This is a genomic window from Allomuricauda sp. NFXS6 (assembly GCF_040148835.1).
GTDB lineage: Bacteria > Bacteroidota > Bacteroidia > Flavobacteriales > Flavobacteriaceae > Flagellimonas.
Window position 1 is genome coordinate 20173 of the sequence record NZ_JAGEMG010000002.1, and the last position, 25880, is coordinate 46052.

Genomic DNA, 25880 nt, shown 5'->3' on the forward strand with positions numbered 1-25880 from the left:
ACATTAGTTATTTATCGGTTTATTGGCCAGCACATTTTTAATGGAATTTGAAACCTTGTTCATTCCCTCACCTTCGGCCGTATCCACATTTGAAAGGATTATTACGGTTATTTCGTCGTCTTCAAAATGCATCAACTCACATTGAATGCCGTACCACCCACCCGTATGCCCTACAATGGTCTGATTCCATCGTTTATCCACTGATAAGCCAAACCCATAATTGGTATAATATCCTTTTACCAGTGGCGACATCATTGTTTTGGTCAGAGGCTCCGAGATAAGGCGATAGTTTTTTAGAGCGTCGAAAAACTTCAAAAGGTCCTTGGCGTTTGAATAGTAAAAACCTGCAGGATTGGCCATTTCAAGAAAGGTGTCATTCTTACTTAGCTTGTCGGACTCTCCAAAGTAAGAGGTGTATCCACTTGCCTTGTTCTTTACAATTGAATCCAGCGGGATGGCCAAGGTGTTTTCCATACCAGCTTTTTCAAAAACATGCTTATCCAAATATTGATGATAACTCAAACCACTCAGTTTTTCTATCAACAGGCCAAGGACCATATATCCTGAACCACTATAAGCATATTTTGACCCAGGTGAAAACAATAGCGGCTTAGTTGCAAAAAAGGGCAAATAGTCTTTAATATCTACTAAATCCAATTTCCCTATATTTTGAGATTCATCCACCAAAAAATTGTTCAATCCTGATGTGTGTGTCAGCAGTTGATAGGCGGTGACGGAATCCCGCACAGTCCGGTTGGGATAATTGGGCAAATAGTTACCAACGGGAACCTCCAAATCCAAAAGACCTTTATCCACGAGTTGTAAGGCTGCAACAGCAGTCATAGTTTTGGTAATGGATGCGGTATTAAAAAGTGTGTTGACCTGATTTTTAACATCGTACTCCAAACTTGCGTAGCCATAGGCTTTTTCAAAAAGAATGCTATCTTTTTGTGCCAACAATATTGACCCGGAGAATTCTGGATAGGCGAGCTCGTTCAAATAAGTAAATATGGTCTGCTTCTTTTCTTTTTGAGAAGAGGTAAGTTGACCAATCAGAATAAAAAGAAATAGGGCGTAGTATGATTTTCGCATGATAGGTTTTTTCAATCCAACTTCTTGTCCAACGACAAAATAGTCTGAAGAAGGACATTGGCACCATTGGCAATATCTTCTGCCGATGTAAATTCTTTGGGTGAGTGGCTGATGCCTCCTTTGCTCGGCACAAAAATCATCCCAACGGGTGCAAATCTTGAGATGTCTTGAGCATCATGCCCTGCGCCGCTGGGCATATATTGATAGCTCAATGCAAGTACTTTTGCTGAGGACTCAATTTCTTTTTGGATGTTAGTATCGGTCAAGGCTGGTTCAGCTGTAGTATCCAACGGTAAAAATTCCACGGATACATTGGATGCTTCGGCAATTTCCTCGGTTTTTTTCTTGATGGCTTCGTACACTTTTTGAATCACCTCAGAGGATAGATCACGGATTTCTAAACTGGCCGTAACTTTTCCTGGGATTACATTGGGCGCTCCTGGTTCGGCCTTTATTCTGCCCACAGTGCCCACTTGGGTTCCTTCAAAACTGTTGGTTATTTCGTTGACCGCTACAATATATTTTGCCGCTGCCAACAAAGCATCTTGCCTCGCATCCATGGGTGTGGTGCCTGCGTGATTGGCGAAGCCTGTAAAGACAACGTCCCACCAATTAAGGCCCACAATGCCTTCCACCACACCAATATCCAGATTTTCTTTTTCAAGCTTGCCTCCTTGCTCAATATGAAGTTCCAAAAAAGCGGCCAAACTCCCCTTTTCGCGTTTGGCATTAGCAAGTTTTGTGGTATCCCCTCCAATTCGCATAATACCTTCACCCATGGAATAGCCTGTCGAATTAACAACCGAAAGGGCAGATTTACCCAAATTTCCAGCCATGGCCCTGCTACCCATTACACCGCCTTCTTCATTCGGAAAAATGATGACTTCCAGCGGGTGATTGGTTTTGATATTGTTTTCGTTGAGGGTTGCAATCACTTCCAAGGCGGCCATGGAACCTACGCACCCATCATAATTTCCACCGTTGGGCACCCTATCAATATGGGAACCAAAAGCGATCGGTTTTTTTGATGAATCCGTTCCTTCTCTTTTTCCAATAATGTTTCCTGCGGCATCCACCTTTACCTCCATGCCAAAACCCTTTAGGGTTTTGATCGCCCAATTTCGGGCATCAATGTCCGCATCACTAAAGGCAACGCGCTCCGTTTCTCCATTTTCTTGAAGGCCAAATTCGGCAAGGTCAAATATTCTATCTTCAAGTCGGTCTTGATTGACTTTTGGTTGCTGAGCATATAGCACTCCAACGAAAATAAGGGTCAAAACAGTAGTGAGTAGTTGTTTCATGATTTCCTAATTTTTTGAAAGTTAGGAATTTAAAAATAACTTTTCTTCGGAAACCTAGGCCGCTTTTTCTGTGGCAGCAGAATTTATTTCATGATCAATCAATTGTTGCTCGGACCACTTTTTTTTGCTGACACCACTGATCAATGGAAATGCAAAACCAACTGTTAAGAGCACAACGGCCATCATGAAAATATTGAAAGGGTTCACAAAGAACGAACCGCTGTTTAAAGTTGTCAAAATCAAGATAGTGGACAATGGGAATGACAATGCCAATATGGCCACACCAAAATCACTGCTGAATGTTTTTTTTCTGGATTTTTTGTCCATCTCCATACTATCTACTGCAGCTATATGGGCGTAGGGCCAAAAACTACAGGCGCTTAGGCCAAAGGCTATGGTCAACAAAATTTCATTTCGAGCGTCAATTCCTGTTACGGTCACGAAAATCCCTGAAATCAATAAAACCAATCCTGCGCGGGTGCACAACAGGGAAAAAATCTGGAAGAACTGTTTTCTTTTGATTTTTACGGCCAATCCAATAAATAAGAGCACCAAAGGAGTCATGATCAAGCTTAGCTTCTCTAGGGTCTCACTCATAAAAAAAGGAAGCGAATCCATACTAAGACCAAATCCCAACAACACTAAAGCTGCACCGATAAAAACGTTTACAGGCTCCGAAACCATGGCCCTGATCAAAGGCTTCAATTTAGTTCCACCATTTCTCGTTTTGTTTGACTGAAGACTATAGTGCCAGTTCATGGCGACTAAATACAAGAAGAACAGCACAAAAACCTTGTTTCCAAGATCGGACATGGCTGCCTTTGCGAGATATTCTTCTCCTAAAAATTCTAATATAAAAGGAAAGGAAGATAATCCCGGGGCCAAAGAAGGCACCAATATTTTGGCAGTTCTGTACTCGGAAGTTCCTTTGCCAATACCCATTAGGGGCAAAATAAAGGGCATGGCAAAAAACAACAATAGGTTAAGCCCAAGCGCCAACAGGGGCAATATTAATAGGTGTAATTCCACCTTTACCCCCAACAACGCAATAAAAATGGTCGCGGGCAACGCTAGGTTAAGAATCACCTTTTTTATTCCAGTAATCTCTTCTTTGGATTTGAATTTTACTTTTAGTAAAACGCCAAGGAAGATGAAAAAAAGAAATACAATGGTTTTTTGAATGCCTACATCCACTATACCAACACTTTATTGAGTGCGGCGGTAAATGTTTTCATTTCGTCCATGGTACCCATGCTGACACGGCACCAGTTTTGATCCATAAACTGAAAAGCACGAACTCCCACTTTTAACTCTGTCATTTGCTCTAAAAATGCGCGTCCCTCCATTTCAATAGGAAAAATGATAAAACTTGTTGAAGAGGGGACATAAGATGTAATGCCCATTTTCTCTAGGCTCTTATATACGTATTCTCGACACTCGGCATTGAGGTTACGGGATTTTTCAAGGAACGCATCATCATCCATGGCAGCCATAGCTGCATACACGGACGGTAAAGAGATTCCCATACCTCCCCTTGTAATTTTTTGTATTCTCCCCAATGTTTCTTCTTGGGCGACAGCGTATCCAACACGCAGTCCCGCCATACCGTGTATTTTGGAGAAGGTTCTGGCAATGATTACGTCCTTACCTTCGTTTACCAAGGAAACCATGCTCTTTTTGGCTCCTTCGTCCAAGAACCATAGGTAGGCTTCATCCACAAATACAGGAACTTTTTCGGATACTCTAGAACAGAAATCAACCAACTCTTCATGGTCCGTCATGGAACCCGTTGGATTGTTTGGGTTACAGATGTAAACCAATTTGGTTTCGTCATCTATTGCCTCCTCCATGGCCTTAAGGTCGTGCGACCAGTCATCTTTCAATGGAACAGGCTTCCACGATGCACCAACAGATTCAGCCACTCGAATAAGAGACATATAAGCTGGATCTGCAGAAACTACGTTGCCTCCGTTCATAAAAAAAACCATGGCTGTTTTTTCCAATAAATCGGAAGAGCCAGGACCCATCATAACATTTTTGCTTTCAACACCTTCAAAATCGGCAATTTTGTCCACTAGCTGGAATAATTCTTTCCATGCATATCGGTTTCCTCCAGAAGCTGAATTTTTAAAGGCTTCCAAGGCCATTGGTGATGGTCCGTAGGGATTCTCATTGGCGTTCAATTTGGCTGTCAGTTCTGGAAAGGCTGCTTCAGGTTTTGGTAAGTATTCTTTAAAGAATGGACTATAGATTGCATTGCCCTCGACATCCAAAGTTAATGGAGCTTTTGGTGTTTCAGCCAGTCCTATATAAGGTAAGGCCATTGCACCTCCTGCGGTGAGCACACTTTTTCTTATCCAATCGCGTCTGTTGATGTTAGTTGTAGTTCCCATTGGTTTTTAGTTTTTATGAAGAAATTAAAACTACGCGATCATTTGGCTAAAAACAATCATAAAAGCATAAAAATCAACTGTTTATATGTTTATTTGTTAAAATTAAAAGGGTTTCTTTGAAAGATTGATAAGAAAGACTTCTGTTAAAGTGGGCTTTTTTGAAGATGTTCCAATGTGAGGATGCCTCGTAAATTGTTGATTGTGATGTGGTCTAGTAATTCGTGAAGGCTATATTCATTGAACAAATTGGCCTTGGAATAAACGATTTCTTCCATTCGTGCCAAAAAAAGGGAGCAAACCAATTCCACTTTAACATTTTTGCGGACTTGTTGTAGTGCCTGTGCTTTTTTTAAAAGCGGACACACAATATCCCAAATAATGTCCTTTTTTAATTTGGAATAAATTTGATAGGCCTTTGGATAATATTTGCTTAGCCCATATAAAAAAGAAGGGTTGAGTTCTTGAAAGGAAATCAACCCTCGTTTATAAATATAAATTATAGTGATGAGTGGTTGCTCATTATTGGGATTTTGAAGCATGTACTCGTTTATATCCCTACGCACGTTATCCAAATAAAACTGAAAGCTATCCTGGACCAGTTTTTCCTTGCTGTTAAAATGTTTGTATAGGGTTTTTTTGGAAATACCAAGGTTGGTGGCCAATTCGTCCATGGAGAACCTTTTGCTGCCGAACTTGGTAAAGTTCTCGATAGCGTAACCCAATATGTCGTTTTTGTTCCCCAACCTTAATTTTTATTTCCAGCCTCCTCCCAGAGCTCGATACAATTCTACGACGGCACTTAATTGTGAGTACTTTGTATCTACATAGTTGAGCTCGGAGTTCAATGCATTTTGACGGGCGGTCAATACTTCCAAATAATTGGCCAATCCGTTGTTCAACAATTCCTCGGAATAATCTTCGGCTAGGGAATACGCTTCAAGTTCTTTGGCACGCGCTTCCAATTTTTGGGTTTCAGCCTCATAGGTATATAGTGCATCGCTAACTTCTCTGCCAGCGTTGAGCAAGGTTTGTTTATAATTCAACAAGGCTTGTTCTTGTTGTGCTTTAGCCACTTCCATTTGTGTGCGTAGCTGTCTTCCGTTAATAAGAGGTTGTGTTAAGGAGCCTACCAAGGTAGAAAACAGTGAACTTGCATCCAACCAATTATCAAACTCTAAACTCTGAAAACCTCCCGACGCGGATAAGCTCAAAGAAGGATACAAACTGCTCTTGGCAACATTGGTAAGTTCAAAAGCGTTGATAAGCCCATATTCTGCTTGCATCATATCTGGGCGATTGGCTAGAAGCAAATAGGGGACTCCTGTATGTAACTCGGTATCTATGGTTTGGTTGTCCAAACTGCCCCGCTCAATTTCTTGTGGAGCCTCACCCAATAGTATGCTGAAAGCATTTTCCAGAAGTTTTATGTTGTTCTCAAGGTCGATCACAATGATTTCTGTGGTGTGTACCTGTGCTTCGGCCCCTTTTACGGCAACTTCGGTTACCTGTCCCGCTTCCTTTTGGGCCATAATGGTTTCCAAACTGTGTTTTCTGGATTCCAAAGTTCTTTTGGAAACTTCCAATTGTTTGTCCAACGCCATCAACTGATAGTAGGTTGTGGCAATGTTTGCTATTAGATTTGTTTTTACGGCTTGATGGGCAGAAACATTTTGTAAATAAGAAGCTACAAAAGCTCTTTTGTTACTTCTGATCTTGCCCCAGATGTCGGCTTCCCAAGAAAGTGTACCGGACAATTCATATTGTTCCAAAGGTTCGGTGAAAAAACTACCAAATTGACTGTTTGCAGAGTTTTTCGTTCTCGTGAAACTAGCCGTGCCCGAAAGAGTTGGGTAGTAACCGGCCTTGCCTTGTTTTACATAAGCTTCAGCGGCCACAACATTTTGTAGCGCAATTCTAATATCAATGTTGTTTTCGAGCCCTTCTTCTATATATGATTTTAACTGTTCATCGTTGAACAGGTCCCTCCATGATACTTCTGCCATGGAAACACTGTCCTGCGGTAAATTATCCGTTCGGTATAGATTCTCGGTTTCTACTTCAGGTCGGGCGTAGTTTTTTGCCACAAAACAAGATTGAAGCAATAGGGGTACCGTGAGCAACAGCGTGAATTTATATGTAGATTTTATCTTCATGTTTTTTTAAGCTTTGTAATTAAGCATTGTTTGCTTCAAAGGATTCCGGTTTTCCCGATATGCGTTCTTGCAGGGCTTGGAACACTACAAACAGCACGGGTACTGCAAAAACTCCCAAGATAGTTCCAACGAGCATCCCTCCAACGGCACTAATACCAATGGATTGGTTTCCTATGGCTCCGATACCGGACGAAAGAGCCAATGGCAACAGTCCAAATATGAAAGCGAAGGAAGTCATCAAAATAGGACGAAGCCTGGCACGTGCTCCATCCGCAGCGGCATCAAAAAGTGATAGACCGCCCCGTCTGCGTTGTAAGGCAAACTCGACGATTAAAATGGCGTTTTTAGCCAGTAGACCAATCAACATGATCAGTGCAATCTGGAAGTAAATATTGTTTTGCAGACCGGCTACATTGATAAAAAGAATTGCCCCTGCAATACCAAAGGGAAGCGACAACAATATAGAAAGTGGTAGAATATAACTTTCATATTGGGCACTCAACAAGAAATACACAAACACCAAGCTCAGGATAAATATGAGGATGGTCTGAGAACCAGCATTACTTTCTTCACGTGTCAGCCCTGAGTAATCGTAGGTGTAAGAATTTGGCAATACCTGAGCTGATACCTCCTCTATGGCCGTAATTGCATCACCTGTACTGTAACCGGCATTTGGGACCCCCGTTATTTTCACGGAGCTCAACAGGTTGAATCGTTGCACCACTTCGGGGCCATAGATCTTATTTAGGCTTACAAACTGACTTACGGCAACAGATTCCCCATTGTTGTTCCTTACAAAAATTTGGTTCAGTGATTTTTCATTTGCACGATCTTCTGGTTTGGCCTGGATCATAACTCGATACTGCTTACCAAACTTGTTGAAGTCTGTGGTGTAAATACCACCAAAATAACCTTGTAATGAATTGAAGATATCGGTTGCCGTGAATCCGGCCATTTTTACTTTCTCCATATCAATATCCAAATCATACTGCGGAAATCCTGGGTCGAACTGGGAAATGGCGTACTGTATTTCCGGTCGGGCGTTGAGCGCTCCCAAAAATTGATTCTTTACGTCGTTAATCGAGTTCCAGTCTTCACCTGTTTTGCTTTGCAGTTGCACCTCAAAACCAGAACTTGTACCAAACCCTTGAATACTGGGAGGGGTAAAGTAAATGATTTCAGCGTCATTGAAACCTGCTGTAATACCGTATAGCTTTTGCATGGTCGCATTTACCGATAAGGAATCTGCATCCCTTTCGCTCCAATCTTGCAACTTCATAATGGAGAAGGCATAGGATCCCGCACTAACTCGGCTCAACAAACTATAACCGGCAACGCTCATTCTGGCATCAATCACATCCATAGATTCATAAATGGAATCCAACTTCATAATGGTTTCTTCTGTTTTTTCGATGGTGGTACCAGGGGGCATGCTTACGTTGACAAATATCATCCCTCTGTCTTCATCGGGTACAAACCCTGATGGTGTTGATTTAAACAAGAATACGGCCAGCCCACTAAAGCCCACTAATAAGGCTAGCGTTATCCACTTTCTTTTAACCAAGGTGCCAATGGTATTGGTGTATTTATTGGTCATTGCAGTAAAGCCAACATTGAAAGCCTTGAAGAAACGTGCCATTACATTGGATTTTTTGCCTTTTTCATGGTTGTGCGGCTTTAAGAACAAGGCAGCCAAAGCAGGACTCAAGGTCAAAGCGTTAACGGCCGATATCAAAATTGCAACTGCCAATGTGATACCAAATTGTTGGTAGAAAACTCCTGAAGAACCCTGTATAAAGGAAACGGGAATAAATACGGCCGACATCACCAAGGTTATGGAGATGATGGCACCCGAGATCTCGCTCATAGCACTTTTGGTCGCAGTTTTAGCCGATTCGGCTCCTTCTTCCAGCTTTGCATGGACTGCCTCAACCACCACAATAGCATCATCCACTACAATACCAATGGCCAAGATCATGGCGAAAAGGGTTAGCATGTTGATGGAGTACCCAAACAACTGTAGGAAGAAAAAAGTACCTACAATGGCCACGGGTACGGCAATGGCCGGAATAAGGGTAGACCTAAAATCCTGTAGAAAAAGGAATACCACAATGAACACTAGGATAAATGCCTCTATTAATGTCTGAACCACATGATCGATGGAAGCATCCAAGAAATCCTTGGAGTTAAAAGGGATGACATAATCAAGTCCTTTTGGGAAATCTGCTTTTGATTCTTCCAAAATAGTTTCGATTTCGTCGATGATTTCCTTTGCGTTGGAACCGGATGTTTGATACACCCCGACCGCAACACCCGGATTGCCCATCCCGGAATTTTTTCGAACATAGCTCAGTGCCCCCAACTCAATTTCGGCAACATCTTTTAAGCGAAGAAAACCTCCGTCATCCGTAGTTTTTAGAATAATGTTCTCATATTCTTTTACTTCGGAGAGACGACCTTTGTATTTCATCACGTATTCAAAAATACCATCGGCGTTCTCGCCAATTTTACCTGTTGCGGCTTCGGTATTCTGCTCCCTCAATGCCGCTTGAATATCAGCAGGAACCAAATTATAGGCAGCCATTTTATCAGGAGAAATCCAAATCCGCATCGAGTAGTCCTTGGATCCAAACACGTTTACATTACCAACCCCTTTAACCCGTTGTAGTTGTGGTACAAGGTTTATTTTGGCGTAATTCTCCACAAAGGTGGCATCGTAATCCTCATTTTCAGAAAAAATAGAGAAAAACAGCAATGCACTGTTTTGTGCTTTTTGAGTGGTAACACCTGTATTTATCACCTCTTGAGGTAATAAACTATTGGCTCTGGCCACACGGTTCTGCACGTTTACCGCGGCAATATCGGGGTCAACCCCAAGTTCAAAAAACACGCTAATGTTTGCCGCACCATCGTTACTGGCGGATGAGGTCATATACGTCATGCCCTCCACCCCATTAATTTGTTCCTCGAGTGGAATCACCACACTTTTAAGTACAGTTTCGGCATTGGCACCCGTATAATTGGCGGTAACTTGAACTGTTGGTGGCGCAATCTCGGGATATTGTTCTACGGGCAATGTACTTAGGCCTAGAATACCCAGTATCACAATGATCACGGATATTACTGTGGAAAGTACAGGACGATCTATAAATTTTTGGAACATATATAAATTGTTCTATAAATGGTTGATGCGATTATTGTTTTACGGGATTGATGGTTTGACCATCTTTTAGTTTGGATACTCCTTCGGTTACGATGGTACTTCCTGCCTCTAATCCATCCTTAACGATGAACTCCTTATCTGTTTGCGCAACAATGGTCAATGGTTTTGTGGTCACAGTATTGTCATCGTTCAGCACATATATCATTTTGGTGCCCTGTAGGTCAACGGTAACAAATTGCGGAATCACAAAAACATCTTGATAAGTTGATGGCACTTTTATGGTTCCAGTGCTACCGGAGCTCAATATTTGGTTGGGATTATCAAAATCCGCCCTAAGGGTTACACTTCCCGTGGCTGGATTGATAATGTTGTTGATCATGGCTATTTTACCTTTTTGGGGATAAGTCTCACCATTGATCATCACAAGCTCTACTTCGGGACTGTTTGCCGAAGCTATGGCACCTCCCTCATTCGCCATTTGCATTTTTATTTGTAGCAACTCTTTCTCGTTCATGGAAAAATAGGCCCTAATGCTGCTGATGTCCGAAACCACCGTAAGTGGTTCGCCCATAGTACTGCTTACCAAAGCGCCTATCTTATAAGGAATCCCACCAATGTAACCATTTACAGGGCTCACTATATTGGAGTAGCCAATGTTGGCAGTAATACTGTTATAGTTGCTTTTTGCCTGTTCCAATTGTGCTTTGGCGGTTTCTAATTGGACTTTGCCAATAATATTTTTTTCTACCAATGGAATCAACTTGTTCACTTCCACTTGAGCTACATTAACAGCTGCTTTTGCCGCTTCGGCATCTTGGGAAAGGGTCTGGGTCTCTAGCTTGAACAAGAGCTGCCCTTTTTTTACTTTTTGCCCCTCTCCCACATAAATATTTTGGATAAAACCAGAAACTTTGGGCCATATCTCTACCTGCTGTACTCCTTCAATATTGGTGGAATAGGAATTGTATAGGGTAATATCCTGCTTTTTAAGCATACTTACTTTTAGCGATGGGGTTTGAGGTGCAGCAGCTTGCTGCTGGTCTTTACCGCCACAGGATATAATCAAAAGTGCACTCGTTGATACTAAGATTGATTTTATTGTTTTCATATACGAACTTACTTTGTAAGGTTTGTGGTTGTTGGAGTGATTACTCATCTAAAATGGATTCCAGCTTATTGATTGATTTTTTCAAGATTTTTTCGTTCTCGTTAGTGTAGTCCAGATACACTTCGGTTCTTTCCTGGCCCTCCTTATATTTTTTAGGAGCATATTTTTTATGATAGTTTAAAACCAAAGTGATGATGTTTTTTTCATTTTCAACCCGATTCAGGTTTTCTTGAAGCTTTGAAAGAAAGAAGTTTTTTTTCTTGGCAGTGGTAAAGTACCTTCTTCGATCGCCCGGTTTTGTAAAATAGGTGATCAGGCCCATGTTCTGTAAAAGATTTAAAGAGGTTGATGTGGAACTCTTGCTTGCACCTCTTTTTTCCAAGCAGTCCTCAAAGGTGATTCCATCCTCATCCGTCAATATCAGTATTGCATAGATTCGGGCGGCCAAGGGCGGTAGATTGTATTCTTTTTCCAAATGCAACCCTAAAGTTTCTATGATTTCTTCCTTCGTCTTTTCCATAAGATGGATTTTGACAGCAAAAATAATGTTGGTTCGGAACAAACCGAACCAACAGGAGCTAAATTTTTGTTAAAAGAAAGCTTCCTTTTACAAAATATCCATCAACCCTTAGTAAGAACTCCTTCCATATCCAGCACGGGCACTTTGGTAAGGTTGTTTTCAGAAATAGTATGTTTGGGAAAGAGGAATCTTTTTTCAAACAGTTTGTTCTCGGCAAAAAAGGTAACAAAGAATTCATTGTTGAGCGCCAGGACATCTTCTTGTATCCATTCAATTTTCTTGAAGGACTTTGGTTCGAGCGCCCCGATACCGTGTCGCATGGTCGAGGTTTTTTTATCTTGATCAAAACCTTTGGAAACCACAATGGTCATTTCAATGGTATCCGTTCTGTTATTGATGAGGTAAGCATTCCAATCTTTGGATAAAAATTCATCGTTCCATTCACGTATTATGGCAATATGCACATCCTTGGCTACGGGAATTTCAATGTCTTTTTTCATAAAATGTGCTACAATGCGCTTTTGAACTGTTCCAGGAAACGAATATCATTTTCGCTAAGCAGTCTAATATCAGAAATCTGATGTAACAAAAGAGCAATACGATCAATTCCCATTCCAAAGGCAAATCCTGAGTAAACGTCCGGGTCAATACCACAATTTTTAAGTACATTGGGATCGACCATTCCACATCCCATAATCTCCAACCACCCGGTTCCCTTCGTCATTCGGTAATCGGTTTCGGTCTCAAGGCCCCAATATACATCTACTTCTGCACTGGGTTCGGTAAATGGGAAATAAGAAGGACGCAACCTGATTTTTGACTTGCCAAACATTTCCGAGGTGAAATATTGCAAAGTTTGCTTCAAATCGGCAAAAGATACGTTTTTGTCCACATACAAACCTTCTACTTGATGGAAAAAGCAATGGGAACGCGCCGAAATAGCTTCGTTCCTATATACTCGTCCAGGGGAGATGGTTCTTATGGGCGGCTTATTGCTTTCCATATATCTTACCTGTACCGATGAGGTATGGGTGCGCAACAGGATATCCGGATCCGTTTGAATGAAAAAGGTATCCTGCATATCTCTTGCAGGATGATATTCGGGAAGGTTCAATGCGGTAAAGTTGTGCCAGTCGTCCTCAACTTCGGGCCCCTCGGAAACATTGAACCCAATTCTTGAAAAAATATCGATGATTTGGTTTTTCACGATGCTGATAGGGTGCCGAGACCCAATTTCAATGGGTTCCCCAGGCCGGGTAAGATCACCATATTTTCCCGTCACCTCAGTTTGGTTCTCCAAGGCTTCTTTAAGGGCGTTGACCTTATCGGTCGCCGTAGTCTTTAATTGATTGACGACCTTGCCAAAATCTTTTTTCTGCTCGTTGGGCACATTTTTAAATTCGGCAAAGAAACTGTTCAAAAGACCTTTTTTTCCCAAATATTTAATTCGGAAGGCTTCAATTTCTTCTATTGAGGTCGAAGTGAATTTTTCTACTTCGGCGATGTGTTCCTTAATGGTATCAATCATGATTGCTTGCGCTATTGGCGGACAAATTTAGCAAATTGTCCTTGAATATGTAGACAATAAGAAAATGTACTGCGATTCCACCCAAAAGATGCCATAACCAGTGTGTTCCCATAGGGAAGACATTTTGATGAAGATCAATGCTTCTAAAGAAAATGGCCGCACCAAATATGATGAAAGCGACGATGACATATGTTACATTTTTACCTCGGGTCTTGACCAAATACCAAACCAAAGGTATAAGTATGGTAGCTGCCGTAATTACATATCCAAGGGAAATTCGCAGTCCTGATGGCAGGGGAAGTATCCGAAGCAAAAAGGAAGCCCCGAACAATAGAGTAACAAACAAGAGACGTTGCCACCATGCTCGGACCAGCTTGAAAACAAAATAGACTACGACGGCAGCACATAGAAAAGTTATGGGCATCCAATCCAAACGCAACCAAAACTCATGGCTGCGGGTGGCATGATATATGGTTCCCCCGATATAGCTAATTCCAATGATAGGAAGCACCCAAGCTAAAAATAGATGCCTTCCATGGCTTTTATAGACTTTGAACCCCCAATATAGAATCAACACCAAAAAAATAAGATTGCTGAACGTATTAAAGGGCTCTACTGGAAACCTACCCTCCATGGTTTCCAAATAAATGGGGCCAGAATCATTTGGGAATTTTATTGCTAGCATGGTTCTTTAGAATAGCTTGGCAGTAAAATAAATCATTGTGGTAAGGACCACAAAATATACACCGGTAAAAAACAAAAAAGCCGATGGAACACCACCGGTCTTTTGCATCAAAATTGTTTATTTTGGTTTAGATAAAGGTAACTTTACCATCCGAGATGTCGTACATGGCACCTACTATGGCAATTTCGCCTTTTTCTTCCATTTCTTTTAAAATCACACTTTGGTTTCTGATGTTTTCCAAAGCCATTTCTACATTTTTCATGGAAACGGCGTCCACAAATTCTAAGTTTTGTGAATTTCTGAGTGCCTCATCCGCGGGTTCTTTTACTGCATATACGGCAGGTTCAATTTTATTGATCAATGCAGTTAGGTTGCCCATACGTGCATGATCGCAAGCCCCTTTTACTGCCCCACAACTGGTATGCCCAAGAACCACAATGGCTTTTGTGCCTGCCAATTTGCAACCGAACTCCATACTTCCCAGAATGTCTTGGTTAATAAAATTTCCTGCAATCCTTACGCTGAAAATATCACCAAGACCCTGATCAAAGACCAACTCAGCTGAAACTCTGGAATCAATACAGCTCAGAATGGTGGCAAACGGGAACTGACCGTCCTTTGTATCATTGACCTGTTCCAACAGGTTTCTGTTTGCTTTTAAATTTTGTTGAAAACGCTCATTGCCTTCTTTTAAAAATTGGATGGCCTTTTCTGGCGACATGGTCGCTTGCGTTTCTTTTGTATGTGCTTTCATATCTATGATTTTATGCCGTTTTTTTCGGCCTAAGATTAAAGAATTCAATGTAACTATCAGGATTTTCTACTTCACCTTTTTCGGAGATTATTTTTATGTCGATGTTCCTGTTTTTTGCTTTACTGGAAAAATCTTCCAGAATTTCCACGATATCATTGTCGAGATAACGGGTTTTTCTAACATCCAATGTCAGATAAGCATTTTCTGGAAGACTATCCAATTCTTTTAGAATGGCACCTTTGTTAAAAAAGGTAACTTCTTCCGCCAATGTCATTTTTATATTGTGTGCTCCATCACTTTTATCCTCAATATGTAAAAAGTGAGAGTTTTGATAGCTTTTTATCAGTACTACTACGATCCCTACCAAAAGGCCCAAACTGATACCGACCAATAAATCGGTAAATACGATTCCGACCACGGTAACCACAAATGGAACAAATTGTTTCCAACCTGCTTTGTACATAGTTTTGAACAAGCTTGGCTTGGCCAATTTGTACCCTACGATAAATAGTATAGCAGCCAATACGGACAATGGAATCATATTGAGCAGGGTAGGTATCAATATTACAGAGCCTAACAAAAAGAATCCGTGAATAATTGCGGAAGCTTTTGTTTTACCACCAGATTGTATGTTCGCGGAACTACGAACGATTACCTGGGTTACGGGCAAGCCTCCAACAAGACCGGAAAGCATATTTCCTACTCCTTGTGCCCTAAGCTCACGGTTGGTGGGCGTTGTTCTTTTTTCCGGGTCCAATTTATCCGTTGCTTCCACGCAGAGTAAGGTTTCCAAACTGGCCACCAAGGCAATGGTGAAACCTGTTACCCAAATATCTGGATTGGTGATGGCAGAGAAGTTTGGAAAACTAAAAAAGCCCAAGAAAGATTGAATACTATCGGGTACGGGAACCTTTACCAAATGTTCTGCTGAAATACCCCAGGTTTCGTTACCCTGAGTTACGGTAAAATAAATTATTCCAACGACCACTGCCACCAATGGACCTTGAATCAATTCAAATATTTTAGCTTTTTTGGTAAGTACTGCACTCCACAAAATAAGTATGGCGAAGCCAATAACCGCAATCAAGGTTGCCCCAGGGCTTATGTAATTGATGGAATTAATAATTTCGCTAAAAGTGTTTTCGCCATCCACCTGGAAAAACGCCCAGTCTCCTTCGGGGTCGGCATCGTAACCAAAAAAGTGGGGAATCTGTTTTAAAATGATAATGATACCAATACCGGTAAGCATCCCTTTAATAACCGAGGATGGAAAATAATAAGCTATGATACCAGCTTTTAAAAATCCAAAAACAAGCTGGATAACACCGCCCAAGACTACTGCCACCAGAAAGTTTTGATAACCTCCGAGCGTACCGATTGCGGTAAGTACAATAGCTGCCAGTCCTGCAGCAGGGCCACTTACCCCGATTTGGGAACCACTGAGCGCCCCTACGACGATTCCTCCGACAATACCTGCAATGAGTCCCGAAAATAAGGGAGCGCCGCTGGCCAAGGCAATACCCAAACAAAGGGGCAATGCCACGAAAAAGACCACAATACTGGCAGGTAAATCGTTTTTAATATGCTTGAACATAATGATATATAAAATTAGTCTTCTATTTATAGGTTAGGATTATCATAGAAGAAGGTTGAATAAAAATTGATTGAATAAAATTTGGGTGCTAACTGAACTTTCTGGGGGGAGGATCAAGAATTTCGAGGGTGAATTCCAATACAGTGAATGTATATCCTGATGCATTGTTATTTTTATCCTGATTTAGGAAGAGCCCTGTAGAAAAAAAACTTTTTGACATAAAGTATTTAGAGTCGAAAGCATTGCTGCTGAGTGTATCGTGGTTATTGCTTTCTTCTTCAGAGGAACCTAGAATAATGGCCGTACTGTATTCCTGCCCCAAAAGGGGAATAAAAGATGCTGTCAATAAGATTGACACCATCAAGATGGAAATAAAAGGTATGGCCAGTTTTCGCATTAGTATATAATAATAGCAAAATTAAGATACGATCCAAACATATTTGTTAAATAATACCTAAAAATCTTTTAAGGCCTTAATATCGCGCCCCAACAACCAACCTGTTTGGCCATCTGCAATGCGGATTCTTTTCCATTCGTCAAGTTCGTCCAAAACGTTCACTTTGGTTCCCTCATGGATGGTAAATACTGTATTGCTGTTTATATTGGGTTCGGAGGTTACGTTCACTTCTTTACCAAAAACGATGGCAGGGTCATTGTTTTTGTACTGTTCAAAATTAAGATAGGCCATCAAAATACAAACAACACATAAAGCAAGCGACAACATACTGGAAATAAAAGCGGCTCGCTTTTGGTTGGCGGGCCTAAGAAAATAATAGGCCATATAGGCCAGAACAAACAAAAACACCAAGGCAATGGCCAAGTACGCCCATCCATCATAGGAGAACAAGCCCACAGCGGATTTGTAAATTTTAGATATTTCGGTGGTTGGAACTTCCTCGATTGCATCCAGCCTCATATTTTGAGCGAACCTTAAGTTGTTTTTTATTTCCTCGTTGTTGGGATTTAAAAGCAATGCCTTTTCATAATAATAGATGCTGGGTCCAATAGCGTTCAGTTTATAATAGGAGTTTCCCAAATTAAAGTATAGCGAGGCCGAATGTTCGCCATTATTCAGAATTTCCTTGTAATTCTCTATGGCCGCGGAATATTCCCCGTTGTTGTAAAGCTCTGTAGCCTCATTGAAAAGCTTTTCATTTTGGGCGAACCCAAAAGAGAGCGAAAGGAGACAAATTAAAAGGACGGTCTTTCTCATGCTCATAGGTGCTTATCCAAATTAGAAATCACTTCACTTGCTTTTTCATAATCCTGTTGCATCTGCACATTGGAAAATGGGCTGTATCGAGCCATTTCGCAACTGGTCAGTAAGCTTATAAACCCATCAATATCTTCTTTTTCCACCTTTTTATCGGAGAGGATACTTGTTATTTTATCCTTGCTAAACTCCGATGTTTCTATGTGCAATTTTGCTTTTAAATAATTGTGCAAACCTTTTTCCAGGGCAACGTAAAAAGCTTCTTTGTTTCCAAGTTCCTTTTTTGCAGTAGACAAATACTTTCGGGCCAGTTTGTTGGCTCTTTTAATTTTGTTGCCAACAACATCACTTGCGATGGCCTCTCTTTTCTTGAAAGCGAAAATGGCTATCGGAATCAACAATAATGGAGCTAGCAATAAGACAAAAAACAGTTTCGACCCAAAAAAGCGCTCAACACCAATGGCACTCAAGTTGGGCTTTATGTTGATAAAGTGAAATTGCTCGCCTGTTGACACCACCATTTGTTTGTTCGCGGAAGGACTTACCCCGCTGGCTGCTCCACTCGTAGGCCCTTCAATAACCTCAATATTGATTTCTTCTGAATTTAAAGTTACATATTTCTCCGTATTGGGGTTGAAGTAGCTGAAGGAAATACTTGGAATGGGATATTTTCCCCGAAAGGATGGTACAATGGTATAATTGTTCGATACTTTTCCTTCCATCCCTGAACTGTAAGTCTTGATGCCTTCTTCATACTCGGGGTCGTACACCTCCAACGAGCTTGGTAGTTCGGGTTCTGGCAGCTGGAACAGTTTTAAATTTCCTTTACCGGAAACTTCTACTACGGCCTGTAATGATTCAGATGCATTCAATTGTGTTTTGCTCGTGGTCACGGAAAAATCAAATTCCCCCACTGCTCCGCTAAAGTTTGCCGGTTTTCCTGCTTCAGGCAAAGGCTTTACATTGATTGTTCTGCTACCTGCAGAAACGGTCTTACTCGTTGAGGTATAAATCCGCCCTCCAAAAAAGTCTCTTCGATTAGTGGGAACATCAACAAATATTTCCAAAGAAAGTGGTTCAATATCCAATCTCCCTGCTTTTTGAGGATAGAGGACCACGCGCTTTAACACCACGTATCGATAAGGTTTGCCTTGGTAGGTCCCATTTTGTGCAGTGTGTTTGGTAACTGGAATGTCTTGGCTCCAAAAGTTATTGTAAGTAGGGTTGTCCAAAGGGCGGTAGTTGGTAACACTTATATTTGGACTTACGTACAATTTGTAGACTACCGTTACAGCTTCGTTCAAATAAGGATTTCCCTTGGAAACTTCTGCGACCAAATGTAGGTTTTCATCCGCTACATCGTCCACGGTTTTTTCGGAATTGGGTTTGTCGACCGCTGCGGTAACCTCCACCTTTTTTGGTGTGGTTTTATAGGTCTGACCATCAATCTCAATGGTAGCTTGGTTTATGGTGAAACTGCCTCTCGCCGTGGGCTTAAGAACATATGAGTACGTTTTGGAAAAGCTACGTTTACCATTGATCCAAGAAGAACTTATGGATTGTGAAGGCCCCATCACCACGTTAAAGCCATTGAACTGTGGCGGCTTAAAGTTATCGCCATCTTTGTTCATGGTAAAATCCACACGAAGACGTTCGTTTAGACCTAGTTCCTCTTTGCTCAGGTTCATGGTAAAAGTAATCTCTTCAGCATCATCTTGGGCATGGGAATGCAGCCCCGTAAAGAGTAACATTACCATCATGAACAATATGTTGCCCTTTAACACTTTCATTACCAGTCCTTCTCGTTTTTAATTTTCTTGCCGCGAACTTTTCGGGCCTCCATTTTTTCCTGCACTTTTTTCTCTTCGTTCTGCATGGCCTCTAGCAAATTCTGAATCTGTTGTTCAGACAATTGATTGGGTCTAGGCTGTTGTTTTTTATCTTCAGGCTGGTCACCTTCATTCGGCTTTTTCTCTTGCTCTTTCTTCTTGTCACCATCGCCTTCTTGGTTTTCCTTGGGCTTGTCTTCTCCATTGTCTCCCTGATTGCCTTTATCTTTGTTTTCGTCTTCGTTCTGTTCGCCCTCGTCCTTCTTCTCGTTATCGCCTCCTTCGTTGTTTTGATCTTGGTTTTTGTCCTTGTCTTCGTTTTCTTGGTCTTTCTTGTCTTGATCGTCCTGATTCTGGTCGTTCTTTTGCTCGTCTTGTTGTTTTTCCAGCATTTTTTTGGCCAAGGCAAGGTTGTAACGGGTCTCGTCGTCATTAGGATCGCTACGTAACGCTTGTTTATAGGCTTCTACCGCTTTTTCGTATTCTTTGTTCTTCATGAAGACGTTGCCCATATTGTGAAAGGCTTTGTGCTTATCTCCCTTCTCTTCGGCGGCTTCTCCGGCTTCTTTATAGCGTCCAAATGCTTCCCCAAAACTTTCCCTGTTGTAATAGGCGTTACCTAGGTTAAATCTCGCAGCGGCATTTTTATTGCTCTTGGATATGGCCCTTCTGTAATCGGCCTCGGCGGTAACAAAATCGTTGGAGGTAAGTTTATCGTTGGCCTCATAAGTAATATTTGTAGAGGCTTGTAGTGCTTTCTCCGCTTCTTTGTTTGCTTGTTCGGTAATGTCGTCCTGTGCTTGGACTGCGCCAAAACATAGCAATAGTCCAAATAGCAACTTAATCTTGGTCATCGTCATACTCATTAAAAAGATTCAGTTTTTTCAACCATTGTGTTTTCCTGTCCAAAATAAAAATGTCCAAAAATAAAAATAAAAAGCCAGCGGCGAGGAACCACTGAAATTGGTCCTTATATTCCGCAAATTGTTTGGCTTCAAATTCTGTTTTGTCCATTCGGTTCAGCTCTTCTTTGATGAATTCCACGGCATTTTCCGTGTTGGAACCATCAATATATTCGCCATTGCCCCTATTGGCTATTTCTGTTAAAATGCTTTCGTTCAGCTTGGTGATTACCACCTCGCCCTGGTTGTCCTTCTTCAAACTTTCTACAATTCCATTTCGTTTGATTGGAATTGGAGCCCCTTTTGCTTTGCCAACACCTATGGTGTACAAACGGATTCCGTTTTGCGTGGCTTTCTCAACTGCGTTTATGGTTGAACTCTCGGAGTGGTCTTCTCCATCAGAAACAATAAAAAGGACTCTATTGGTCTGCTGGGAGTCATCGTAATAGGTGCTAGCCAGATCTATGGCAGCGTTAATGGCGGTTCCTTGGGATGAGAGCATATCCGTATTCATACTCTGTAGGAACATTTTGGCAGCTCCATAATCTGTGGTAATAGGCAATTGTGGATATGCCTGCCCAGCGTAGGCAATTATTCCGATACGATCACTGGCCAATTGATTGATTATTTCCGAAACGATACGTTTGGATTTTTCCAAACGGTTCGGAGCAATGTCTTCTGCGAGCATACTCTTGGAAACATCGATAGCGAATACAATATCCACACCTTCACGTTTTACGGTTTCCAGTTTTGTACCTATTTTAGGATTGACCAACCCCAACACCAAAAAAGCAAGGCCTGCTAATAAAAAAACCAATTTTACGGTGGATTTAAAACTGGATCTATTGGGTGCTAAACGCCTCAACAGATTTGAATCTGCAAAACGTTTTTGGGTTTTTCGCTTCCAGAGTTGAAGAAAAAAGAACGCCAGGGCCATTATCGGAATTATGGCCAAGAGGTAGAAATATATTTTTTCGTCAAACTGAATCATTCGCTAAATAAAACTTTTAAATATGGAATTTCGCAATCCCCATTCCAACAACAATAAAATTCCTGCCAAGAAAATCAATGGTCTAAATTTTTCCTCGTACTTGTAATATTTAAATTCTTCTATTTCTGTTTTTTCCAATTTGTTGATTTCATCATAAATGTCCTCCAGGGATTCATTGTCGGTGGCACGGAAATATTTTCCCCCGGTCACTTCCGCAATTTCCTTTAGCAATTCCTCATCAATCTCAACTTGTCGCATACCATATCTATAGGAACCATCCCTGTTGTACGCGATGGGAGACAATGCATTTCCGTTGGTTCCTAGACCAATAGTGTATGTTTTGATCCCGAACTCTACGGCAAGGTCGGCAGCGGTTCTAGGTTCAATAAAGCCAGAATTATTGACACCGTCCGTTAAAAGAATGATAACTTTACTGATGGCCTTGCTTTCTTTTAGGCGGTTTACCGAAGTGGCCAGTCCCATTCCTATGGCGGTACCGTCTTCCAATAGGCCATATGTGATTTCCTCCAAAGCGTTCAATACAATTGCTTTGTCGCTGGTAATCGGGGTTTTGGTGTAGCTTTCGGCCGCATAGCTTACCAAACCGATACGGTCGTTGGGTCGTCCATCGATAAAATCCGCTGCCACCTCTTTTAGGGCAGTCAATCGGTTGGGCTTTAAATCGCGGGCCAACATACTGGATGATACATCGATGGCCATTACAATGTCGATACCTTTCGTGGTTTTTGTCCGAGTTGAAATATCTTCCGTTTGAGGTCGTGCCAGTGCCGTTATGATAGCTGCTAAAGCCAACAATCGGATTCCGAACAGTACGGGTTTTAATTTTGAAGCCCAACTTGTTACCGTAAACCCTTTGATGCTAGAAATACGCAGGGAAGCCATTTCATTTTTGCGTTTGAAAACATACCATAGCAAAGCCAATGGCAGCAAAAGGAGCAGCCAGAAAAATTCAGGATTTGCAAATTCTATATTCTCAAACATTTACACTTGTGTTTTTACGTCCAGACTTCCTAAAATCCGATTAACGATCTGTTCTGCATATTCATCGTCCTCTTCCCAAGTGATTACCACTTGTTGGACAAAACCTTTACCACCAAAAGTGAGAATGTTGTACTTGGCTCTTTTGGAATCTCCATTAGGTCTTTCCAGAGTTCCCGTGCCATAGGTTTTCATGCCTTTTACACCGGATTGGGTCACAAATTCTTCTTGTTTGGTAATGATATTCTTTAGTCCCAATTGTTCAAAATTGGTCAGCGTGGACCCGATTACCGCCTCAAATTGAGGTTCTTCTTTTTGCTCTTTGAACGTGATGGAACTTGTGCTCACCGAAAAGATGCCCACATAGCTACCGTATGAGAACGCCTGAAGTTCCTTGATCAGCTCCTCGGTTTCTTTGGGTAGCTCCAATTCCTGCCGCACCAGAACCTCGGGAGTTTCAATTTGAATGGGAGGAAAACCGTAGGAACTGGCTACCCATTCACTCTCCAATAGGTCTTTGGTGGGGTAACCAAAAACGGTGTCACTAACCTTTTTGGTCCCAAAATAAATGGTTGAACCAATACCGCCCAAAACAATAATCCCCGCAAAAATGGCTGCAGCCCAGTATATTCTTTTACGTCGTTTTTTCTTGGCCAGTTCTTCCAAATATTCTTCATCCAACAATAGATCTTCTTCGGTCGGTTCTGGAAGTCCTTCGTGGGTTTTGGTCACAATTTCTTCGACCAACTTCCTGTCTTGTTCTGCAATGGATGTGGCTGGTTTGTTTTTGGCAAATTTTACCAAATCGGCCGTCTGTAATATTTCTCGAAATTGTTTAATGGTGTCATCTTCCAATTTAAGCTCTCCAGCATCCCGTAACATTTCCAGTTTGGTAATGAGCTCGGAAGTGGTACTCTCCATTGCGGTAACGTTTACATCTTCTTCCAAATAGGACCGTACAATATCGGTAAGTTCGGAGTAGTATTGCTTGTACTCGTCCTGGATAAGGTATTTGGAGTTCTCCAGCTTTTTAAGTTCTATAATGGCTCGGTCATAAGGAGGAAGCAACGCAACTTTTTCCTCTTCGGTCAGGGGTTTTTTACGTAAAAAGAACCAATAGACCAATTCGCCGGCTACAATCAACCCCAAAAGAATCCAAAGTGCTGTGAGCCACATATCGGCGGTACTTCGCTCTACTTCAATTAGAGGTTTAATGTCGTACATTTTTTGTTTCGTGGTATCTACGACCACATCCGCCACTTTCACCTGAAAAGAATCCGTAAAGAACGGTTGCTCGTTAATGGCAATGCGCTGCGGTGGAATGGTGTACGCGCCACTATCAAATTGCGTTAGGGAGTATATTTTTTGAAGAATGACCTTGTTGTCGTTTTTTAGGGTGTCGGCCATAATGGCCTCTACAGTTTCCAGCGGGGAAAAAGTTTGGCCTTCCGGAAAGAAAACCACATCGGTGGAATCTGTTTCAACGGTAATTTTGTATTGGATTTGCTCTCCTATTTTGATGTCCAGGGTATCCACTTTGGCACTTACCTTGGGGCCTGTTTGCGAAAAACCGGATGTGGTCATCAACAATAGAAATAGTAGCCCCATCCATGCACTTTGGAGCTTTCTTTTACCTTGTATTATATGTAGACCATCCATTCGCATTATCCCCTTCGTTTAAAATACCCCAATAGTTTCTTTACATAACTTTCGTCTGCTCGACAATTGATTACGCCACATCCTGACTTATTGAAGGAATTACTGAAGTAGGCGACCTTGTCTTTGTAATGTTGCCCGTAAGCAGACCTCACCTGTTTGGATTGGGTGTTCACCAACTGAACCTCACCCGTTTCGGCATCTTGCATTTGTACCATTCCCAAGTTTGGGATGGCCTCCTCGCGTTCGTCGTATACCCTGATTCCCGTTACATCGTGTTTGTTGCCAACGATACGGAGCGTGTTCTCGTAGTCGTCTGCGATAAAATCGGAAAGCACAAAAACAATGGCCTTCTTCTTCATCACGTTGGTCAGGAACTTCAATGCCTCTGCAAGATTGGTTTCACTACTTTTTGGATGGAACTCCAATAATTCCCTAATAATTCTAAGTACGTGGCTTTTTCCTTTTTTAGGCGGGATATAAAGCTCTACTTTATCGGAAAATAGGATCAAACCTACTTTATCGTTGTTCTGAAGCGCAGAAAATGCGAGCGTGGCTGAAATCTCTGTGATGATTTCTTTTTTGAACTGATTGGACGTACCGAAAAGTTCTGACCCACTCACGTCGACCATCAACATCATCGTGAGTTCGCGCTCTTCTTCAAAAACCTTTACATAAGGCTCATTGTAGCGCGCGGTAACGTTCCAATCAATACTCCGTACATCATCTCCAAACTGATACTGGCGTACTTCGCTGAACGTCATCCCCCGACCTTTGAACGTAGAGTGGTATTCCCCACCAAAAATATGGTCGGAAAGACGTCGGGTCTTAATTTCAATTTTGCGTACTTTCTTTAGTAGTTCCTTTGTATCCATTTGGTTCAAAAAAAATAGGTTTTCGGGTTGGTTAAAAGTATTGCTACTTATATTCCGATAAACATTGAACCGCTAAGGCACCTCTACCTCGTTTACAATCTTGTTGATGATTTCTTCGGAAGTAATATTTTCAGCCTCGGCCTCGTAGGTGATTCCGATTCTATGACGCAGTACATCGTGCACCACAGCCCTAACATCTTCGGGAACCACATAACCTCTTCGCTTGATGAATGCATAACACTTGGACGCTTTGGCCAAGTTGATACTACCCCTTGGAGAAGCACCAAAACTGATAAGTGGCTTCAAGCTTTCCAAATTATATTTTTCTGGGTATCGCGTAGCGAAAATGAGGTCGAGTATATATTTTTCAATTTTTTCGTCCATATAGACCTCGCCAACGGTTTCTTGGGCTCTTAGGATCTGCTCTAAAGAAACCACAGGGTTTACGGTTTCGGTCGCACCTTTCAGGTTTTGACGGATGATCAGTTGTTCCTCGTTCAATTTTGGATAGTCGATGACGGTCTTCAACATAAAACGGTCCACCTGTGCCTCGGGAAGCGGGTAAGTACCTTCTTGTTCCACTGGGTTTTGGGTGGCCATTACCAAAAATGGGGCATCTAAAATAAATGTTTCGTCACCAATGGTTACCTGCTTTTCCTGCATGGCCTCTAAAAGTGCTGATTGTACTTTTGCGGGAGCTCTGTTGATTTCATCTGCCAAAACAAAATTGGCGAAAATAGGCCCTTTTTTAATGGAGAAATCGTTCTCTTTAATATTGTAAATGAGTGTTCCCACCACATCGGCTGGCAAAAGATCTGGTGTAAACTGTATTCTGCTAAAACTTCCTTTAACAGCTTTGGCCAAGGTGTTGATAGCCAATGTTTTTGCGAGTCCTGGAACACCTTCAAGTAGAATGTGACCTTTTCCCAAAAGACCTATCAGTAAGCGCTCCACCATATGGGTCTGCCCTACGATGGCCTTGTTCATTTCAACAGTCAAAAGGTCAATAAAAGCGCTTTCCTTGGCGATTTTTTCATTCACAGCACTAATATCAATAGTAGTGTTTTCTTCCATTATATACTTTTATTGTTTGGTGTTAATGTCGGGGTTTTTTCTAAGGTGTG

The 25880-nt window shown here is 41.6% G+C and carries 23 protein-coding genes; all 23 read right to left on the reverse strand.

Annotated features, from left to right (window positions below):
* Window positions 1-3: 3 nt before the first annotated feature.
* The 23 genes from J4E06_RS03390 to J4E06_RS03500 all read right to left on the reverse strand — a co-directional run bounded on the left by J4E06_RS03390 (window position 4) and on the right by J4E06_RS03500 (window position 25830).
* Window positions 4-1092 (reverse strand): serine hydrolase domain-containing protein, encoded by a 1089-nt coding sequence (locus J4E06_RS03390; protein ID WP_349522633.1) that lies wholly within the window; start codon window positions 1090-1092, stop codon window positions 4-6.
* An 11-nt stretch (window positions 1093-1103) separates the two neighbouring features.
* Window positions 1104-2393: a Zn-dependent hydrolase gene (locus J4E06_RS03395; protein WP_349522634.1), complete on the reverse strand. Its 1290-nt coding sequence runs from the start codon at window positions 2391-2393 to the stop codon at window positions 1104-1106.
* A gap of 54 nt (window positions 2394-2447) precedes the next feature.
* Entirely contained in the window at window positions 2448-3587 is a 1140-nt protein-coding gene (locus J4E06_RS03400; RefSeq protein WP_349522635.1) for an AEC family transporter, read from the reverse strand.
* Complete coding sequence (locus tag J4E06_RS03405; RefSeq protein ID WP_349522636.1) at window positions 3587-4786, reverse strand: pyridoxal phosphate-dependent aminotransferase; 1200 nt, start codon at window positions 4784-4786, stop codon at window positions 3587-3589. Before J4E06_RS03405 ends, J4E06_RS03400 begins: the two co-directional genes overlap by 1 nt.
* 143 nt (window positions 4787-4929) lie before the next feature.
* Window positions 4930-5529: a TetR/AcrR family transcriptional regulator gene (locus J4E06_RS03410; RefSeq protein ID WP_349522637.1), complete on the reverse strand. Its 600-nt coding sequence runs from the start codon at window positions 5527-5529 to the stop codon at window positions 4930-4932.
* Window positions 5530-5538: 9 nt separating this feature from the next.
* Entirely contained in the window at window positions 5539-6939 is a 1401-nt protein-coding gene (locus tag J4E06_RS03415; protein WP_349522638.1) for an efflux transporter outer membrane subunit, read from the reverse strand.
* Between the two features lie 19 nt (window positions 6940-6958).
* A complete protein-coding gene (locus tag J4E06_RS03420; RefSeq protein ID WP_349522639.1) occupies window positions 6959-10102 on the reverse strand; it encodes an efflux RND transporter permease subunit in 3144 nt (1047 codons plus the stop codon).
* Between the two features lie 31 nt (window positions 10103-10133).
* Window positions 10134-11210 carry an efflux RND transporter periplasmic adaptor subunit gene (locus J4E06_RS03425; RefSeq protein WP_349522640.1) on the reverse strand — a complete coding sequence of 359 codons (1077 nt, stop codon included), beginning with the start codon at window positions 11208-11210 and terminating at the stop codon, window positions 10134-10136.
* A 40-nt stretch (window positions 11211-11250) separates the two neighbouring features.
* Entirely contained in the window at window positions 11251-11730 is a 480-nt protein-coding gene (locus tag J4E06_RS03430; RefSeq protein ID WP_349522641.1) for a GbsR/MarR family transcriptional regulator, read from the reverse strand.
* A 101-nt stretch (window positions 11731-11831) separates the two neighbouring features.
* Window positions 11832-12230, reverse strand: a complete 399-nt coding sequence (locus J4E06_RS03435) for a hypothetical protein (protein ID WP_349522642.1) — start codon at window positions 12228-12230, stop codon at window positions 11832-11834.
* An 8-nt stretch (window positions 12231-12238) separates the two neighbouring features.
* The gene (gene pheS / locus J4E06_RS03440) at window positions 12239-13258 is read right to left on the reverse strand and encodes a phenylalanine--tRNA ligase subunit alpha (protein ID WP_349522643.1); all 1020 of its coding nucleotides are present in this window, start codon (window positions 13256-13258) and stop codon (window positions 12239-12241) included.
* Window positions 13251-13943, reverse strand: a complete 693-nt coding sequence (locus tag J4E06_RS03445; protein WP_349522644.1) for a hypothetical protein — start codon at window positions 13941-13943, stop codon at window positions 13251-13253. Before J4E06_RS03445 ends, pheS begins: the two co-directional genes overlap by 8 nt.
* Before the next feature lie 127 nt (window positions 13944-14070).
* Complete coding sequence (locus J4E06_RS03450) at window positions 14071-14697, reverse strand: carbonic anhydrase family protein (protein ID WP_349522645.1); 627 nt, start codon at window positions 14695-14697, stop codon at window positions 14071-14073.
* Window positions 14698-14707: 10 nt separating this feature from the next.
* The gene (locus J4E06_RS03455) at window positions 14708-16291 is read right to left on the reverse strand and encodes a SulP family inorganic anion transporter (RefSeq protein WP_349522646.1); all 1584 of its coding nucleotides are present in this window, start codon (window positions 16289-16291) and stop codon (window positions 14708-14710) included.
* Window positions 16292-16379: 88 nt separating this feature from the next.
* Window positions 16380-16688 carry a hypothetical protein gene (locus tag J4E06_RS03460; RefSeq protein ID WP_349522647.1) on the reverse strand — a complete coding sequence of 103 codons (309 nt, stop codon included), beginning with the start codon at window positions 16686-16688 and terminating at the stop codon, window positions 16380-16382.
* Window positions 16689-16745: 57 nt separating this feature from the next.
* Entirely contained in the window at window positions 16746-17504 is a 759-nt protein-coding gene (locus J4E06_RS03465; protein WP_349522648.1) for an SH3 domain-containing protein, read from the reverse strand.
* A 2-nt stretch (window positions 17505-17506) separates the two neighbouring features.
* A complete protein-coding gene (locus J4E06_RS03470; protein WP_349522649.1) occupies window positions 17507-19294 on the reverse strand; it encodes a BatD family protein in 1788 nt (595 codons plus the stop codon).
* Window positions 19294-20187 carry a tetratricopeptide repeat protein gene (locus J4E06_RS03475; RefSeq protein ID WP_349522650.1) on the reverse strand — a complete coding sequence of 298 codons (894 nt, stop codon included), beginning with the start codon at window positions 20185-20187 and terminating at the stop codon, window positions 19294-19296. The genes J4E06_RS03470 and J4E06_RS03475 overlap by 1 nt, the downstream gene beginning before the upstream one ends.
* Window positions 20174-21226, reverse strand: a complete 1053-nt coding sequence (locus J4E06_RS03480; RefSeq protein WP_349522651.1) for a VWA domain-containing protein — start codon at window positions 21224-21226, stop codon at window positions 20174-20176. The genes J4E06_RS03475 and J4E06_RS03480 overlap by 14 nt, the downstream gene beginning before the upstream one ends.
* A gap of 3 nt (window positions 21227-21229) precedes the next feature.
* Complete coding sequence (locus tag J4E06_RS03485) at window positions 21230-22228, reverse strand: vWA domain-containing protein (RefSeq protein WP_349522652.1); 999 nt, start codon at window positions 22226-22228, stop codon at window positions 21230-21232.
* The gene (locus J4E06_RS03490; RefSeq protein ID WP_502877332.1) at window positions 22229-23890 is read right to left on the reverse strand and encodes a hypothetical protein; all 1662 of its coding nucleotides are present in this window, start codon (window positions 23888-23890) and stop codon (window positions 22229-22231) included. It abuts the gene before it with no gap.
* Window positions 23890-24756, reverse strand: a complete 867-nt coding sequence (locus J4E06_RS03495) for a DUF58 domain-containing protein (RefSeq protein WP_349522654.1) — start codon at window positions 24754-24756, stop codon at window positions 23890-23892. The genes J4E06_RS03490 and J4E06_RS03495 overlap by 1 nt, the downstream gene beginning before the upstream one ends.
* A 72-nt stretch (window positions 24757-24828) precedes the next feature.
* Window positions 24829-25830: an AAA family ATPase gene (locus tag J4E06_RS03500; protein WP_349522655.1), complete on the reverse strand. Its 1002-nt coding sequence runs from the start codon at window positions 25828-25830 to the stop codon at window positions 24829-24831.
* Window positions 25831-25880 lie beyond the last annotated feature (50 nt).